Here is a 13,504-nt window from a genome sequence, read left to right on the forward strand (position 1 = left end):
TGTGTTGAACGCGACCGAAATCTTCAGCGCAATGGAACCTGCGAGCGACCCTGCGAGCGGCGGTTCGACCGAGTACATCAACCACCATCTGCAATTCCTGCAGATGAAGGTCGGTGAAGGGTCTTTCATGACCCTGAACATCGACACCCTGTTCTTCACCCTGGTTCTGTCGGTGCTGTTCGTCGGCGTGTTCCTGCTGACCGCGCGGCGCGCCACGTCCGGCGTGCCCGGCAAGTTCCAGACCGTGGTCGAGATGATCGTCGAGTTCGTCGACGGGCTGGTACGCGAAACCTTCCACGGCAACAGCAAGCTGATCGCGCCGCTGTCGATCACCATTTTCCTGCTCGTGTTCCTGATGAACTTCATGGACATGCTGCCCATCGACCTGCTGCCCTGGGCCTGGGCCAGCGGCCACGAAATGGTGGGCGAGGACCCCGCGCACGCCTACCTGCGCGCGGTGCCGACCGCCGATCTCAATACCACCTTCGGCCTGTCGATCGCGGTCTTCCTGCTGATCCAGTATTTCGGCATCAGCCACAAGGGCATGGGCGGTTTCACCAAGGAAATCTTCAGCGCGCCGTTCCACGCCGAGGGGCCGGTCGGCAAGGTTCTGCTGGCGATTCCCAACTTCATCCTCCGGGTGATCGAAGAAGGCGTGCGCCCGCTCAGCCTGAGCTTGCGACTGTTCGGCAACATGTACGCCGGCGAGCTGATCTTCATCCTGATCGCGCTGATGACCCTCAACGCCTCGCTGGCGCACGTGAGCACCTATGCGCTGGGTGCTGCCCAGTTCATTGCCGGCTTCGCCTGGACGACCTTCCATATCCTGATCATCACCCTGCAGGCCTTCATCTTCATGGTGCTGACCATCGTCTACCTCAGCATGGCCGCCGAAAGCCACTGAGCCGGCGGACGCGCCTGCAGAGTTTCCTTCCACCCCTGACCACCACGAAAAGAGTCAACCGGAGTACACCATGGACCACGCAACCCTCGTCGCCGAAGTTCTCAAGTTCACCGTCATCGCGGCCGGCCTGCTGATCGGCCTCGGCGCCCTCGGCACCGCCATTGGTTTTGCCATCCTCGGCGGCAAGTTCCTGGAAGGCGCGGCGCGCCAGCCGGAGCTGACCCCGATGCTGCAGGTGAAGATGTTCATCGTCGCCGGCTTGCTCGACGCCGTGCCGATGATCGGCGTGGCGATCGCGCTGCTGCTGCTGTTCGCCAACCCGCTGCTGGGTTCGCTGCCCGGCTGATCTGCGGTCACGCGAAACGAATCGGTTTAGGCAAATCCCGGCGGCAGCGGTCGCCGGATGCAGGAGCAACCCATGCTACCCAACCTCACCCTCATCGTTCAGGGCATCGCGTTCTTCGCGGTGGCTTGGCTGGTGATGAAGTTCGGCTGGCCGCACATCATCCGCGCGATCGAAGAGCGCCAGCAGAAGATTGCCGAAGGTCTGGCGGCGGCCGACAACGCCCGCAAGGACCTCGCGCAGGCGCAGGACAAGGCCGGCGAAGAGCTCAAGGCCGCCCGCGTGAAGGCCAACGAGATCATCGACCAGGCCAGTGCCCGTGCCAGCCAGCTGATCGAAGCCGCCAAGCTCGAGGCGATCGCCGAAGGCAACCGCCAGAAGGCCCAGGCCGACGCCGAGATCGAAGCCACCGCCAACCGGGCCCGCGAGGAACTGCGCCGGCAGGTGTCGGCGCTGGCCGTGTCGGGCGCGGAGAAATTGCTGCGTCGCGAAATCAATGCCGCCGATCACAAGGAACTGATCGACGAGCTGGCGACCCAGCTCTGAGGGCCGGTCGATGACCCAGGCAACCCTCGCCCGCCCCTACGCCCGCGCCGCCTTTGCGGTGGCACGCGAGCAGTCCGCGCTGCCGGCGTGGTCCCAGGCCCTGGCGTTCGCCGCCCGCGTCGCCGCCGACCCGCAGGTTGGCGTGCTGCTGGGTGACCCTCGGCTGACCGCGGAGGCCGCCGTCAGCCTGCTCGTGCCGGAGTCGGCGCCGCAGAACTTCGACGGCCTGCTGCAATTGCTGTTCGAAAACCATCGGCTGGCGCTGCTGCCTGAAATCAGCGGCTTGTACGACGCGCTGCGTTTCGAAGCCGAGCAGGTCGTCAAGGCCCGGATCACTTCGGCCGAGGCGCTGCCTGCGGCCGAGATCGAAACCCTCAAGGCGGCCTTGCGCCGTCGCTTCGGTCGCGCCGTCGAAGTCGATACCGACGTCGATCCGGCATTGATCGGCGGCGTTCTGATCGACGCCGGCGAGGTGGTGATCGACGGTTCGCTGCGCGGTCGCCTGGCGCGCCTGCACGACGCTTTGGTCCACTGAACTCCCATTGCCCGGCCGGGCCCAGCCCGACCGGCGCATGCCGCAACGCAACGGCGGACTCGCGTCTGCCACAGGAAATCCAAATGGCTACCACCACGCTCAACCCGTCCGAAATCAGCGAACTGATCAAGGCCCGCATCGAGAAGGTCAAGCTCGCCGCCGAGGCGCGCAATGAAGGCACGGTCACCTCGGTCTCCGACGGCATCGTCCGCATCCACGGTCTGGCCGACGTGATGCAGGGCGAAATGATCGAACTGCCCGCCTCCGAGGACGGCCACGCCACCTTCGCGCTGGCGCTGAACCTCGAGCGCGATTCGGTCGGCGCGGTGGTGCTGGGTGACTACGAGCACCTGCGCGAAGGCGCCACCGCCAAGACCACCGGCAAGATCCTGTCGGTGCCGACCGGTCCGGAGCTGCTGGGTCGCGTGGTCAACGCGCTGGGCGAGCCGATCGACGGCAAGGGCCCGATCGACGCCAAGACCAGCTCGCCGGTGGAAACGATTGCCCCCGGCGTGATCTGGCGCAAGTCGGTGAGCCAGCCGGTGCAAACCGGCTACAAGTCGGTCGACAGCATGATCCCGATCGGCCGTGGCCAGCGCGAGCTGATCATCGGCGACCGCCAGACCGGCAAGACCGCGCTGGCGGTGGACGCGATCATCAACCAGAAGGGTTCGGGCATCCGCTGCATCTACGTGGCGATCGGCCAGAAGAACTCGACCATTGCCAACATCGTGCGCAAGCTCGAGCAGTACGGCGCGATGGAATACACCACCGTGGTCGCCGCCTCGGCCTCCGAATCGGCGGCGATGCAGTACCTCAGCGCCTACTCCGGTTGCGCGATGGGCGAGTACTACCGCGATCGCGGCGAGGACGCGCTGATCATCTACGACGACCTGTCCAAGCAGGCCGTGGCCTACCGCCAGATCTCGCTGCTGCTGCGCCGCCCGCCGGGTCGCGAAGCCTATCCGGGTGACGTGTTCTACCTGCACAGCCGCCTGCTGGAACGCGCCGCGCGCGTGTCCGAGGACTACGTGGAGAAGTTCACCAACGGCGCGGTGAAAGGCAGGAGCGGTTCACTGACCGCGCTGCCGATCATCGAGACCCAGGCCGGCGACGTGTCCGCGTTCGTGCCGACGAATGTCATCTCGATCACCGACGGCCAGATCTTCCTGGAAACCGACCTGTTCAACGCCGGCATCCGCCCGGCCGTGAACGCCGGCATCTCGGTGTCGCGCGTGGGTGGCGCGGCGCAGACCAAGATCATGAAGAAGCTCTCCGGCGGCATCCGCATCGCGCTGGCGCAGTACCGCGAGCTGGCGGCGTTCGCGCAGTTCGCCTCCGACCTCGACGATGCGACCCGCAAGCAGCTGGAGCGCGGTCAGCGTGTGACGGAGCTGATGAAGCAGAAGCAGTACGCGCCGATGTCGGTGGCGCAGCAGGCGCTGTCGATCTACGCGGTCGACAAGGGCTACATGGATGACGTGCCGGTGGCGAAGATCGCCGCGTTCGAAGCCGGCCTGCAGGCCCATTTCACCAACACCGCCGGCGCGTTGATGGATGACGTGGCCGCCAGCGGCAACTGGAACGACGACATCGAGGCGGCGTTCAAGAAGGGCATCGAGGAATTCAAGGCGACCGGTTCATTCTGAACCGGCGTGATTGGGAATTGGTGATTGGTGATTGGCAAGAGCGGTTGTTCGTTGGCGTGAGGTGATTCGGCTTTTTCGAATCACGAATCACGAATCACGAATCCCCGCGAGCGAAGCGAGCAGACATGGCCGGCGGACGCGAAATCAAAACCAAGATCAAGAGCGTGCAGAACACCCGCAAGGTGACCCGCGCGCTGGAGATGGTCTCGGCTTCCAAGATCCGCAAGGCGCAGGATCGGATGAAGCAGTCGCGCCCCTACGCCCGGGCGATGAAACAGTTGATCGGGCACATGGCGCAGGCGCATTCCGAGTACCGGCATCCGTACCTGGTCGAGCGCGAGGCGGTCAGGCGCGTCGGCTATATCGTCATCTCGTCGGATCGCGGCCTGGCCGGCGGTTTGAACAACAACATGTTCCGCAAACTGCTGGTCGAGTTCCGCGCGCTGCAGGAGCAGGGCGTGGAAATCAGCCTGGTCACCATCGGCCAGAAGGCGTCGGCTTTCTTCCGCCACATCAAGGTGGAGATGCTGGCCTCGATCACCCACATCGGTGACACCCCGAAGGTCGAACAATTGGTCGGCGGCATCAAGGTCATGCTCGACGCCTACACGGCCGGCAAGGTCGATCGCGTGTTCATCGGCTACAACGACTTCGTCAACACGATGACCCAGAAGGCGACCTTCGACCAGCTGCTGCCGCTGCTGGCCACGGAGACCGAGGTCGACACGCGCCACGACTGGGACTACCTGTACGAGCCCGATGCCGAGAGCGTGCTCGACCATGTGCTGACGCGCTACATCGAGTCGCTGGTCTACCAGGCGGTGATGGAGAACGTCGCCTCCGAACACGCTGCGCGCATGGTCGCGATGAAGGCGGCGTCGGACAATGCCACCAAGCTGATCGATACGCTCAACCTCGTCTACAACAAGGCGCGGCAGGCGGCGATCACCCAGGAAATCTCGGAAATCGTCGGCGGTGCCGCGGCGGTTTGACAACAAGAACAGCGGAAATCGTCGGTGGTGCTGCGGCGGTTTGGAGGATTGGGGCGTTGCCGCGCAGCGGCGTTCCGGTAATGGCAAGACAAGTACCACTGCGCATTGTTCCAGTTCCATCCAATCGAAACCTCAGGGAGGGATAACCATGAACAAGTTGCTGATCGCCGTGGCGTTGTGCGCTGCTCTGACCGCCTGCAAGAAGGAAGAGGCGGCTCCGGCTGCCGACGCGGCCGCCCCCGCCGCTGAAGCGGCTGCACCTGCCGCGGATGCCGCCGCTGCCCCGGCCGCGGATACCGCCGCTGCCCCGGCTGCTTCGAGCCTGCCGCAGGAGTGCAATGACTACATCGCGCGCGCCCAGGCATGCTTCGACAAGGCGTCTGGCAATGCCGCTTCTGCGGCATTGAGGGCATCGTTCGACAAGGTGCGTTCTGAGTGGGAGGCCAGCCCGTACAAGGACACCTTGGGCGTCGGCTGCAAGGCGGCCAATGATGCGTTCGCGCAGACTGCCGCAATGCTCAAGTGCGAGTGATGCAAGCACCGATGTTGCCCGCCGCAAGGCGGGCAACATCGGGATTTTCCGGAAAGTCCGTCCCTGTTGTTGCGCCGGGTTTTCCAGAGAGTCCCACCCACGTTTCAATCAACGTTTCAATCAAGTGAGCAGTGACATGAACACCACCGCCAACCAGGGCAAAGTCGTCCAGATCATCGGCGCCGTCGTCGACGTCGAATTCCCGCGCGAGAGCGTGCCGAAGGTGTACGACGCGCTGAAGGTGCAGGGCACCGCGATCACGCTGGAAGTGCAGCAGCAGCTCGGTGACGGCGTGGTTCGCACGATCGCGCTGGGCTCCACCGACGGCCTCAAGCGCAATCTGCTGGCCGACAACACCGGCCGCGCGATCTCGGTGCCGGTCGGCATCGGCACCCTCGGCCGGATCATGGACGTGCTCGGCAACCCGATCGACGAAGCCGGCCCGGTCGCCACCGACACCACCTGGGAAATCCACCGTGCCGCGCCCTCGTACGAAGATCAGGCCTCGACCACCGAACTGCTGGAAACCGGCATCAAGGTGATCGATTTGATGTGCCCGTTCGCCAAGGGCGGCAAGGTTGGCCTGTTCGGCGGTGCCGGCGTCGGCAAGACCGTCAACATGATGGAGCTGATCAACAACATCGCCACCGAGCATTCCGGCCTGTCGGTGTTCGCCGGCGTCGGCGAGCGTACCCGCGAAGGCAACGACTTCTACCACGAGATGCAGGAGTCGGGCGTCGTCAACGTGCAGGAACACGCCAAGTCCAAGGTGGCGATGGTCTACGGCCAGATGAACGAGCCGCCGGGCAACCGCCTGCGCGTGGCTCTGACCGGGCTGACGATGGCCGAGTACTTCCGCGACGAAGGCCGTGACGTGCTGCTGTTCGTCGACAACATCTACCGCTACACCCTGGCCGGTACCGAAGTGTCGGCGCTGCTCGGCCGCATGCCGTCGGCGGTGGGCTACCAGCCCACCCTGGCCGAGGAAATGGGCGTGCTGCAAGAGCGCATCACTTCGACCAAGACCGGTTCGATCACCTCGATCCAGGCCGTGTACGTGCCCGCGGACGACCTCACCGACCCGTCGCCGGCGACCACCTTCGCGCACCTGGATGCCACCGTGGTGCTGTCGCGCAACATCGCCTCGCTGGGCATCTATCCGGCGGTCGATCCGCTGGATTCGACCAGCCGCCAGCTGGACCCGAACGTGATCGGCAACGAGCACTACGACACCGCCCGCCGCGTCCAGTCCACCTTGCAGAAGTACAAGGAACTGAAGGACATCATCGCGATCCTGGGCATGGACGAACTGTCCGAAGAGGACAAGCTGGCGGTGGCGCGCGCGCGCAAGATCGAGCGCTTCTTCAGCCAGCCGTTCACGGTGGCCGAAGTGTTCACCGGCTCGCCGGGCAAGTACGTGCCGCTGAAGGACACCATCCGCGGCTTCAAGGGCATTGTCGATGGCGATTACGACCACCTGCCGGAGCAGGCGTTCTACATGGTCGGCTCGATCGACGAGGCGGTGGAGAAGGCGAAGAAGATCACGGCCTGAGGCCGTGATCTTCTGGTGATTGGTGATTGGTGATTGGTGATTCGAAAGAGCGCAGAGGCAACGGCGCCGCGAACAATCCGCTCTCACGAATCACGAATCACGAATCCCGAATCACGTTGAGCGAGCGAAACCATGGCCACCATCCGTTGCGACATCGTCAGCGCCGAAGCCGAGATCTTCCACGGTGAGGCCGAGTTGGTCGTGGCCACCGGCGAAATGGGCGAGCTGGGCATTGCGCCCAAGCACGCGCCGCTGATCACCCGGCTCAAGCCCGGCAAGATCGTGGTTCACCAGCCGGGTGGCGAGACCGTCGATATCGCCATCTCCGGTGGCATCCTCGAAGTTCAGCCGACCGTCGTCACGGTGCTGGCCGATACCGCGGTGCGTGCCCAGGACATCGACGAGGCGGCGGTGCGTGCGGCCAAGGAAGAAGCCGAGCGCATCCTCGCCCGTCGCGGCGAGGCGATGGAGATCGCCGAAGCCCAGCAGCGACTGGCCGAGGTGACGGCACAGCTCCAGGCCCTGGAGCGGCTGCGCAAGAATCTCAAGCATTGAGCGCGCGCCGGTCCGATCCGACCGGATCGCGGCTGTTTCGAAGTGAGTGTACTGACGCCCCGCACTGCGGGGCGTCGGCGTTTTGGCGCCATGGCGGCGCGACCTTGGCCTTGAGGCGGCGGTCCACGGAAGACGTTCAGGCAGGGTCGTGGTTCGGGTGCGATGATTCGGGTAGCCAACCGCCGAGGCCGCACCATGTCCCGCATCGCACGCTTCCTCGCAGGGTTCTTGCTCGTCGCCACGACGCTGGCGCTGTCGGCTTGTGTCACCGGGCCGACCGTTCGCACCGATGCCGATCCGACCGCGAATTTCGCCCAGTACCGGACCTGGGGGTTCTACCAGCCGATCGCCATGGAGCAGTCCGGCTATTCGTCCTGGGCGTCCGAACGCATCAAGGAAGACGTGCGCAAGGAGATGGAATCCCGCGGCTACCGCTATGCGGCAGAGGGGGCGGATCTGCTGGTGAATTTCCACGCTGACGTGCAGGATCGGACCAGCGTCTGGTCGGTGCCGCGCAGCGACGTGCAGTGGGTCTACAACTATCGGTCGCGCAACTATGTCGCGATCCCGTTCTGGTATGACGAAACCGTGGCCAGCACCTGGCGCGAGGCGACCTTGACCGTGGATCTGGTGGATGGCGCGCGCAACCGGATGGTGTGGACGGGTTCGGCCAGCGCGCCGGAGGCGCGGCGGCGGACCCCCGAGGAGAAGCTGGCGACCCTGGATGCCGCGGTATCGGGCATCTTCGCCAAGTACCCGCATCGGGGCGACGGCCAGCCATAAGGCGTGGAGGGACTCCGGTTCTGACGGCGCCAGGCGCAGGCGAAGGGCGAATCAGAACCGCGGCTTGTCCTCACTGTTCTGGTAGCGCTGCATCGATTCGATCAGGATTCGCCGCGCCTCGACGGCATCGCCCCAGCCGTCCAGCTTGACCCACTTGCCGTCTTCGAGATCCTTGTAGTGCTCGAAAAAATGGCCGATTCGCTGCAGCCAGTGTTTGCTGACCTGGGCGATGTCGTCGATGTGGGCGTAGCCGGCGAACACCTTGTCGATCGGCACCCCCAGGATCTTTTCGTCGCCGCCGGCTTCGTCGCGCATCCTCAGCACGCCGACCGGGCGGCAGCGGATCACCGAGCCGGGCACCAGCGGCAGCGGCAGGATCACCAGCACGTCGGCCGGGTCGCCGTCGCCGCACAGGGTGTGCGGGACGTAGCCGTAGTTGCAGGGATAGCGCATCGGGGTGGACAGCACGCGATCCACGAAGATCGCGCCGGATTCCTTGTCGACCTCGTACTTGACCGGATCGGCGTCTTTCTGGATTTCGATGATGACGTTGATTTCTTCCGGCGGATTGCGACCGCTCGGGACGTGGTCCAGACCCATGGCGTGCTCGAGGCAGGGCGGCGCTTGCGGTGGCCGCGGGAGCGCGATTTTACCGGAACCGGGCTGAATGCGGATGACAGCGCCTGCCGTCCGCGCTGACAATGACGGTTTGCGGCAGGACTTCGGGGGCGATGGATGGACGGCAAGCTGCGCTTGGCGATGGCGCAATTCGATTTCCCGGTGGGCGACGTGGCGGGGAATGCCGCCCGGATTGCCGGGCTGATCGCGTTCGCGCGCGACGAGTACGCCGCCGACGTCGTGCTGTTTCCCGAGCTGGCCGTGTCCGGCTATCCGCCGGAGGACCTGCTGTATCGGCCGGCGTTCCTGCGGGTCTGTGAGGCGGCGATCGCCGAACTGGCGAAGGCGGTCCATGGCATCGTCGCCATCGTCGGCCACCCGCAGGCGGCCGGCAGCGTGGTCTACAACGCCGCCAGCGTGCTGCGCAATGGCGGCATCGAGAAGACCTGCCGCAAGCGTGAATTGCCCAACTATGCGGTGTTCGATGAGCGCCGCTGGTTCGAAACCGACCCCGACCGCGCCGATTGCCTCTTCGAAGTGAACGGGATCAAGGCCGGCGTGCTGGTCTGCGAGGACCTGTGGTTCCCGGAGCCGGCTGCGAGCACGGCCGCCGCGGGCGCGCAGCTTGTTCTCGTACCCAATGCCTCACCGTTCGAGCGCGACAAGCACGCCCAGCGCGACTCCCTGCTGGTCCAGCGCGCGCAGGAAACCGGCGCGGCGATTGCTTACCTCAACCTGGTCGGTGGCCAGGACGCGCTGGTGTTCGACGGCGCGTCGGTGGTGGCGGATGGAGACGGCGTGGTCCATCCGGCGGCCGTCGCCTTCGAGGACCAATGGCTGGTCGTCGACTTCGACGCCAAGTCGCGCCGTTTCACGCCGGTGCTGTGGAGGGAAGATGGCGACGAGAGCCGCGACGCGCTGGCCTGGCGCGGGGTGGTGCGGGGCACCCGCGACTATTGCCGCAAGAACGGTTTCGACCGGGCGTGGGTGGGCTTGTCGGGAGGCATCGATTCGGCGGTGGTGCTGGCGATCGCCGCCGATGCGCTGGGGGCAGGGAACGTGACGGCGGTGCGGATGCCGTCGCGCTACACCGCCGACCTGTCCAACGACCTGGCGCAGGAGCAGTGCGACGCGATGGGGATCCGGCTGTTGAACTTGCCGATCGAGCAGCCGTTCCAGGGATTCCTGGACACGCTGGCGACGGCGTTCGGTGGCAGGCCGGTCGATACCACCGAGGAGAACCTGCAATCGCGCACCCGCGGCGCGCTGCTGATGGCGCTGGCCAACAAGTTCGGCGGGCTGTTGCTCACCACCGGCAACAAGAGTGAGTACGCGGTGGGCTACGCGACGATCTATGGCGACATGTGCGGGGGCTATGCGCCGATCAAGGACCTGTACAAGACCGAGGTCTACGAGCTGGCGCGCTGGCGCAACACGGTCGGCGATCGGGTGATCCCGCAGGCGGTGATCGACCGCCCGCCTTCGGCGGAATTGCGGGCAAACCAGCTCGATCAGGATTCACTGCCGCCTTACGACGTGCTCGACGCCATCCTGCAGCGCCACGTCGACCAGGAGCAGTCGCTGGCCGAGATCGTCGCCGCCGGGTTTGACGCGAAGGTAGTCGAACGCGTGCTGCAGCTGGTCCGGATCAGCGAGTGGAAACGCCACCAGGCCGCGCCCGGGCCGAAGGTCAGCCGCCGCGCATTCGGCCGCGAGCGCCGCTATCCGATCAGCAGCGGCTGGCGCGAGTGACCGGTCTGGCGCGCCGCGTGACGGCTCGCGCCGAAACCGTTGTTCAGCGTGAATCGGCCCGGAACGGGTTGAGCCGCGAGAACGTGCTCGGCGGGTGCGGCCAGGCGCTGTCGGTCAGCCACGGGTGCTGCGGGTCGTTCTGCTGCAGGATCCGGCGGGCGTCCGCCGCCAGCGTCGCGTTGCCGAGCTTGGTATAAGCCGCGCCGAGCAGGGCCACCGCATCGTTCTGGTATTCGCTCTGCGGGTAGGTTTCCAGCAGGTAGGTCGCGCGGTCCACGGCCGACACCCAGGCGCCGCGGCGCAGGTAGTACATGCCGATGTTCAGCTCGAAGCGGGCGAAGGAATTGCGCAGGAACACCATGCGCTGGCGGGCGTCGCCGGCGTAGCGGCTGTTGGGATAGCGGGTGGCGACGGTGTTGAAGTCGGCGTAGGCCTGCAGCGGCGCATCGAGATCGCGGGTGCTGGTGTCGAGATTGAACGCCCGCGCCAGGAACACGGTGTTGCGGGCCATGTTGGACAGGCCGCGCAGGTAATACATGTAGGCGATGTTGCGGTGGGTCGGATAGGTGCGGATGAAGCGGTCGACGCTGGCTACCGCGTCCTCGTGCTTGCCGGCCTTGTACTGCGCGTAGGCCTGCTCCATCAGCGCCTGCTCGGTGTAGGGGCCGTAGGGGTACTGGGCAATGAGGCGGCCGAAGGTTTCGTTGGCGGTCTGCCAGTGGCTCTTGGTCATCGCATCGTGGGCGCGGTCGTACAGTTCGCTGACCGGCACGCCCTCGTTCTTGTCCTCATCCGTGAACATGCCCTTGATGCTGGAGCAGCCGGTGACGAGGAGAACCAGCGCAAGCACGAGGGTGGGGCGCAGCAGGGCGGAACGAGGCATCATGGGCATAGAGCGGGCGCCGGGGGCGTGAACGCTGGATAATACCAGCACGCGGCCCGGTTCTGGGCCGTCCGCCGCCTTTCGCAGACACCATCCCGCATGAGCCAGACCGGTCCACTCACCGCCGTTGTCCCCGATTCAGCCGCAGGGCGAAGGCTGGACCAGGTGCTTGCGGACTTGTTCCCCGAACATTCACGCTCGCGGCTGGCCGGCTGGATCAAGTCCGGCGATGTCCTGGTCGATGACAAGCCAGCCCGGCCCCGGGATCCGGTGCTGGGCGGGGAAACCGTCACCATGATCGTGACCCTGGAGGTGCAGACCCACGCGGTGGCCGAGGACATCCCGCTGGAGGTGCTGTACGAGGATGCCCACCTGCTGGTGCTGGACAAGCCGGCGGGGCTGGTGGTCCACCCGGGTGCCGGCAACCCGGGTGGGACCCTGATGAATGCCCTGCTGCACCACGACCCGCGTCTGGAGCTGCTGCCGCGCGCCGGCATCGTGCACCGGCTGGACAAGGACACCTCGGGCGTGATGGTGGTGGCGCGCACACTGGAAGCGCATACCGCGCTGGTGGCGCAGCTGTCGGCACGCGACGTGCACCGGCAATACCTGGCGGTCGTGGTCGGCGCACTGGTGTCCGGCGGCACGGTCGATGCGCCGATCGATCGCCACCCGCGCGACCGCCTGAAAATGGGTGTGCGCGAAGACGGCAAACCGGCGGTGACGCATTACCGCCTGCGTGAACGCTTCCGTGCCCATACCGCGCTGGAGTGCCGGCTGGAAACCGGGCGCACCCACCAGATCCGCGTGCACATGGCGCACCTGAAACACCCCATCGTCGGCGATCCCCTGTACGGCGGCGCGCTGAAACTGCCGAAGGGCGCCAGCGAGGCCCTGGTCGCCGCCCTGCGCGGATTCAAGCGGCAGGCCCTGCACGCGCAGGTGCTGGAATTCGAACATCCCGTCACTGGCGAATTGGTGCGCTGCGAAGCGCCGGTGCCGCCCGACCTGCGCGCCTTGCTGCAGGCACTGCGCGAGGATACCGCCGCCCATCTGGAAGTGGAGCGGTCGCGCCGGTGAACGCCTTCCTGCACGCCGATTGGCCCGTGCCAGCCGGCGTGCAGGCGCTGACCACGCTGCGCCACGGGCTGGGCGTCTCGTCGCCACCTTTCGACTGTTTCAACCTCGGCTCGCGTTGTGGCGATGTGGCCGAAGCGGTCGCGGAGAACCGGCGGCAACTGGTCGCCAGCCTGGCCCTGCCGTCCGCGCCGCGTTGGCTGCGGCAAGTGCACGGCGTCGATGTTGCCATCGAGCCTGGTCCGGGCGAACCCGAAGCCGATGCCGCAGTGACGCGCAGGCCAGGCACCGTGCTCGCCATCCTCACCGCCGACTGCCTGCCGGTGGTGCTGGCAGCCCGCGATGGCGGGGAAGTCGCGTTGGCCCATGCCGGGTGGCGCGGACTGTGTGCGGGCGTGCTGGAGGCGACGGTGGCGGCGATGCGGACGCCAGCGCACGACGTGATCGCCTGGCTGGGCCCGGCGGCAGGCGCATCGACGTATGAAATCGGGGCCGAGGTGTTCGACGCCTTCACCACCCGCGATGCGCGTGCACACCTGGCCTTCCTTCCGACCCGGCCGGGGCATTGGAAGGTCGACCTGCCGATGCTCGCGCGGCAACGCCTGCTCGATGCCGGCGTCACCGAGGTGCATGGCGGCGGCCAATGCACGATCTCCGATCCGACGCGCTATTTTTCCCATCGTCGCGATGGTCGCAGCGGCCGCATGGCAACGCTGGTCTGGCGGCAGGGCTGACTGCATTCAAACAGGGGTGTGCGGACCCCGCGATGACGCAAACGCGCTG

Annotated in this window: 15 protein-coding genes; 13 read left to right on the top strand and 2 right to left on the bottom strand. The window is 66.1% G+C overall.

The window, feature by feature from the left end:
- Positions 1 to 4: 4 nt before the first annotated feature.
- The 10 genes from atpB (at position 5) to M9902_RS06645 (ending at position 8,391) form a co-directional block, all read left to right on the top strand.
- The gene (gene atpB, locus M9902_RS06600) at positions 5 to 904 is read left to right on the top strand and encodes a F0F1 ATP synthase subunit A (protein WP_343231873.1); all 900 of its coding nucleotides are present in this window, start codon (positions 5 to 7) and stop codon (positions 902 to 904) included.
- 70 nt (positions 905 to 974) lie between these two features.
- The gene (gene atpE / locus M9902_RS06605; RefSeq protein ID WP_297170231.1) at positions 975 to 1,250 is read left to right on the top strand and encodes a F0F1 ATP synthase subunit C; all 276 of its coding nucleotides are present in this window, start codon (positions 975 to 977) and stop codon (positions 1,248 to 1,250) included.
- 72 nt (positions 1,251 to 1,322) lie between these two features.
- A complete protein-coding gene (locus M9902_RS06610) occupies positions 1,323 to 1,793 on the top strand; it encodes a F0F1 ATP synthase subunit B (RefSeq protein ID WP_297221668.1) in 471 nt (156 codons plus the stop codon).
- Positions 1,794 to 1,803: 10 nt separating this feature from the next.
- Entirely contained in the window at positions 1,804 to 2,328 is a 525-nt protein-coding gene (locus tag M9902_RS06615; protein ID WP_297221670.1) for a F0F1 ATP synthase subunit delta, read from the top strand.
- A gap of 83 nt (positions 2,329 to 2,411) precedes the next feature.
- Entirely contained in the window at positions 2,412 to 3,977 is a 1,566-nt protein-coding gene (gene atpA, locus M9902_RS06620; RefSeq protein ID WP_297170237.1) for a F0F1 ATP synthase subunit alpha, read from the top strand.
- A gap of 125 nt (positions 3,978 to 4,102) precedes the next feature.
- A complete protein-coding gene (gene atpG / locus M9902_RS06625) occupies positions 4,103 to 4,969 on the top strand; it encodes a F0F1 ATP synthase subunit gamma (protein WP_297170239.1) in 867 nt (288 codons plus the stop codon).
- Between the two features lie 157 nt (positions 4,970 to 5,126).
- Entirely contained in the window at positions 5,127 to 5,501 is a 375-nt protein-coding gene (locus tag M9902_RS06630; protein ID WP_297221673.1) for a hypothetical protein, read from the top strand.
- Positions 5,502 to 5,637: 136 nt separating this feature from the next.
- Positions 5,638 to 7,053, top strand: a complete 1,416-nt coding sequence (atpD, locus tag M9902_RS06635; protein WP_297170243.1) for a F0F1 ATP synthase subunit beta — start codon at positions 5,638 to 5,640, stop codon at positions 7,051 to 7,053.
- A gap of 132 nt (positions 7,054 to 7,185) precedes the next feature.
- Positions 7,186 to 7,608 (top strand): F0F1 ATP synthase subunit epsilon, encoded by a 423-nt coding sequence (locus M9902_RS06640; RefSeq protein ID WP_297170245.1) that lies wholly within the window; start codon positions 7,186 to 7,188, stop codon positions 7,606 to 7,608.
- A gap of 195 nt (positions 7,609 to 7,803) precedes the next feature.
- Complete coding sequence (locus tag M9902_RS06645; protein WP_297170247.1) at positions 7,804 to 8,391, top strand: DUF4136 domain-containing protein; 588 nt, start codon at positions 7,804 to 7,806, stop codon at positions 8,389 to 8,391.
- Positions 8,392 to 8,442: 51 nt separating this feature from the next.
- Here M9902_RS06645 and ppa read toward each other — a convergent pair whose 3' ends face one another.
- On the bottom strand, positions 8,443 to 8,991 hold the full coding sequence (ppa, locus tag M9902_RS06650) for an inorganic diphosphatase (protein ID WP_297221675.1): 549 nt from the start codon (positions 8,989 to 8,991) through the stop codon (positions 8,443 to 8,445).
- Between the two features lie 135 nt (positions 8,992 to 9,126).
- Here ppa and M9902_RS06655 point away from each other — a divergent pair, with 135 nt between their 5' ends.
- Entirely contained in the window at positions 9,127 to 10,761 is a 1,635-nt protein-coding gene (locus M9902_RS06655) for an NAD+ synthase (protein WP_297221678.1), read from the top strand.
- Positions 10,762 to 10,804: 43 nt separating this feature from the next.
- On the opposite strand, the gene M9902_RS06660 is transcribed toward M9902_RS06655, so the two are convergent.
- Positions 10,805 to 11,647 carry an outer membrane protein assembly factor BamD gene (locus M9902_RS06660; protein ID WP_297221680.1) on the bottom strand — a complete coding sequence of 281 codons (843 nt, stop codon included), beginning with the start codon at positions 11,645 to 11,647 and terminating at the stop codon, positions 10,805 to 10,807.
- 96 nt (positions 11,648 to 11,743) lie between these two features.
- On the opposite strand from M9902_RS06660, the gene rluD reads away from it, so the two are divergent.
- Positions 11,744 to 12,724, top strand: a complete 981-nt coding sequence (gene rluD / locus M9902_RS06665) for a 23S rRNA pseudouridine(1911/1915/1917) synthase RluD (protein ID WP_297221682.1) — start codon at positions 11,744 to 11,746, stop codon at positions 12,722 to 12,724.
- On the top strand, positions 12,721 to 13,455 hold the full coding sequence (gene pgeF, locus M9902_RS06670; RefSeq protein WP_297221684.1) for a peptidoglycan editing factor PgeF: 735 nt from the start codon (positions 12,721 to 12,723) through the stop codon (positions 13,453 to 13,455). The genes rluD and pgeF overlap by 4 nt, the downstream gene beginning before the upstream one ends.
- Positions 13,456 to 13,504 lie beyond the last annotated feature (49 nt).

This window comes from Thermomonas sp. (genome assembly GCF_023953935.1).
In the GTDB taxonomy this organism is placed as follows: Bacteria; Pseudomonadota; Gammaproteobacteria; order Xanthomonadales; family Xanthomonadaceae; genus Thermomonas.

Coding starts and splice junctions, on each gene's coding strand:
- atpE (WP_297170231.1), top strand. CDS start 975: ATGGACCACGCAACCCTCGTCGCCGAAGTTCTCAAGTTCACCGTCATC.
- M9902_RS06610 (WP_297221668.1), top strand. CDS start 1,323: ATGCTACCCAACCTCACCCTCATCGTTCAGGGCATCGCGTTCTTCGCG.
- M9902_RS06615 (WP_297221670.1), top strand. CDS start 1,804: ATGACCCAGGCAACCCTCGCCCGCCCCTACGCCCGCGCCGCCTTTGCG.
- atpA (WP_297170237.1), top strand. CDS start 2,412: ATGGCTACCACCACGCTCAACCCGTCCGAAATCAGCGAACTGATCAAG.
- atpG (WP_297170239.1), top strand. CDS start 4,103: ATGGCCGGCGGACGCGAAATCAAAACCAAGATCAAGAGCGTGCAGAAC.
- atpD (WP_297170243.1), top strand. CDS start 5,638: ATGAACACCACCGCCAACCAGGGCAAAGTCGTCCAGATCATCGGCGCC.
- M9902_RS06640 (WP_297170245.1), top strand. CDS start 7,186: ATGGCCACCATCCGTTGCGACATCGTCAGCGCCGAAGCCGAGATCTTC.
- M9902_RS06645 (WP_297170247.1), top strand. CDS start 7,804: ATGTCCCGCATCGCACGCTTCCTCGCAGGGTTCTTGCTCGTCGCCACG.
- ppa (WP_297221675.1), bottom strand. CDS start 8,991: ATGGGTCTGGACCACGTCCCGAGCGGTCGCAATCCGCCGGAAGAAATC.
- M9902_RS06655 (WP_297221678.1), top strand. CDS start 9,127: ATGGACGGCAAGCTGCGCTTGGCGATGGCGCAATTCGATTTCCCGGTG.
- M9902_RS06660 (WP_297221680.1), bottom strand. CDS start 11,647: ATGATGCCTCGTTCCGCCCTGCTGCGCCCCACCCTCGTGCTTGCGCTG.
- rluD (WP_297221682.1), top strand. CDS start 11,744: ATGAGCCAGACCGGTCCACTCACCGCCGTTGTCCCCGATTCAGCCGCA.